Source organism: Nitrospira sp. BLG_2, assembly GCF_049222245.1.
In genome coordinates this window covers 1-1,956 of record NZ_JBLYIG010000095.1, presented here as the reverse complement: position 1 = coordinate 1,956, position 1,956 = coordinate 1, and the positions used below count along the sequence as shown (strand labels likewise).

2 protein-coding genes and 1 pseudogene are annotated in these 1,956 nt (G+C 54.4%); all 3 read right to left on the bottom strand.

Features of this window, described 5'->3' with window-relative positions; translation table 11 throughout:
• A partial coding sequence (locus tag ACOSYY_RS02820) for a PilN domain-containing protein (RefSeq protein ID WP_421660753.1) occupies positions 1-527 on the bottom strand: 527 nt, incomplete at its 3' end.
• A pseudogene (pilM, locus tag ACOSYY_RS02815) lies at positions 527-1,633 on the bottom strand (type IV pilus assembly protein PilM). The pseudogene pilM and the gene ACOSYY_RS02820, both read right to left, overlap by 1 nt.
• A gap of 206 nt (positions 1,634-1,839) precedes the next feature.
• A complete protein-coding gene (locus tag ACOSYY_RS02810; RefSeq protein WP_421660754.1) occupies positions 1,840-1,956 on the bottom strand; it encodes a RapZ C-terminal domain-containing protein in 117 nt (38 codons plus the stop codon).

Sequence of the window (1,956 nt, the reverse complement as noted above, 5' to 3'; positions counted from 1 at the left end):
AAGCTGAATACTCCTGTCTTGCCTTCGGTCGCTGCGCGGGACTCCATCAGTTGAATCGCGGTAAAATATTCCGTTCGACGCAGATTATTCACGAACTCTACGATGTCATCGTTCGTAAGCGCCCGTCCTTCGACCTCCACTCGCCCTTCCTTCATTGACATCTTCGACAGCCACAACTTCAGCGGATCAAGACTCCGGCTGAGATGGTCCATCACTTTCACTGGACCGGACCGTGATTTTTCGAGCTGATCGATAATCCGATTCTTATCTTCGAGCGTCTTCTTCTTTTGTTCAAATCCATCAACTTGCTTGACCTGTTCCTTGAGCGCGGCGATTTGTCTCCCCTTTTCCTGCTTCTCCTGTTCTTTGGCTTGACGCTCCTCTTGAAGCGCGCCCACGTACCACCAGGCGATCAGCAGCGTGAGCCCGATGATGGCGGCCCCACTCATGGCCTCCGCTCGTGCCCCCCACTGCGCGGGTTGCGCTTTCTTGGCCCGAGGTCCGGCGATAAGATTGATCCGAATCATCAGTCCCCCATTACACGCAACGCAAGGCCAACGCCCACCGCGGCAACGGCGCTCATTTCATCAAGCGTGGCAGGATCGACATCGGCTGCCGTGCAGTCAATCTCCTGAAAGGGATTGGCTAATTCGACTTTGACCCGCATACGATCACGAAGTTGTTCGAGTAATCCACTTGCTTTGGCCCCCCCTCCACAAAGAAGGAGGCGCTCCACATCTCCGTCTCCAGCCGTACTTTTATAGTAATCAATGGTGCGCCCGATCTCCGACGCCACCTCCGCATTGAGGCTCTCCATGACGCTCCGAACGACCTCCTCTTGGCTGCTGCTCGGACGTTCGCTCTTCTTCACTTCTTCCGCCTCTTCGAAGGATAGGCCCAATTCTCTTTGAATGGCTTCCGTGTAACGATTGCCTCCGAGAGGAATATCCCGGGTAAAGAGCGACGCGCCATTCTGAACGATATTGACGTTCATCACGCTGGCACCGATATTGACGATCGTCGTGACGTCTCCCTTGGTCATCGGGTAATTGACCTCATGCATGTTTTGGATGGCAAAGGCATCCACGTCCATAACACTGGGGGTCAATCCCGCGGTCTTGACCAGTTCGCAGAGCTCATTCACCTTGTCCTTCTTCGCCGCTACGAGCAAAATCGACATCTGGCCGTCGCCGTCCCCACTGCCGTCCGTCCCGTTCAACACATGAAAATCCAGATTGACCTCATTGATATCAAAGGGGATGTATTGTTCAGCAGCCAGCTTAACCTGCTCTGCCAGTTCATTATCCGGCATCGGCGGCAGGCTGATCTTTTTCACAATCACCGCATGTCCTGAAATCGAAATGGCCGCCTGTTTGTGCTTGATTCCTTACGCGGACATGAGCTCCCGAATGGCCGCGACGACGCGGCCTTCGTCCATGACGGTTCCGTCGACAATGACCTCCGGCTCAAGCGGTTTCACCGCACACTTTTGCAGGACGTACCGACCCTTCACTTCCTTCAACTGGACCAATTTGATCGCGCTGGAGCCGATGTCGAGTCCGATAAGCTGCCGCCTGGAAGAGAGAAGAGTTGAAAAATCGGCTGACAGGACGTTGCGTAGTTGTGCCAACATAGATGAACCGCCTCTATCGCTCGACACACTCCATCGAAGACATTCCAGCACAGACCTTTATGCCTAGTTCTTTATAGGGCCTGATCTGTACTTGACTTTTCGTTTTAGTTCACACGCAGTGTGGGACATTGCCAAGTATAGTCCATGTCCTACATGTGTCAAGCAAAGCGCCGTTCAGTGCGCGCGTTGCGGGAGGACTCGACCGATTAAGACTTGTGAATGTCGCGATGAAACAGGATGGGCTCGAATCCTTGGGCGGCCAAGGCGTCCCGGACATGGCAGGCCACGGCGATAGAACGATGGCGCCCCCCCGTGCATCCGAT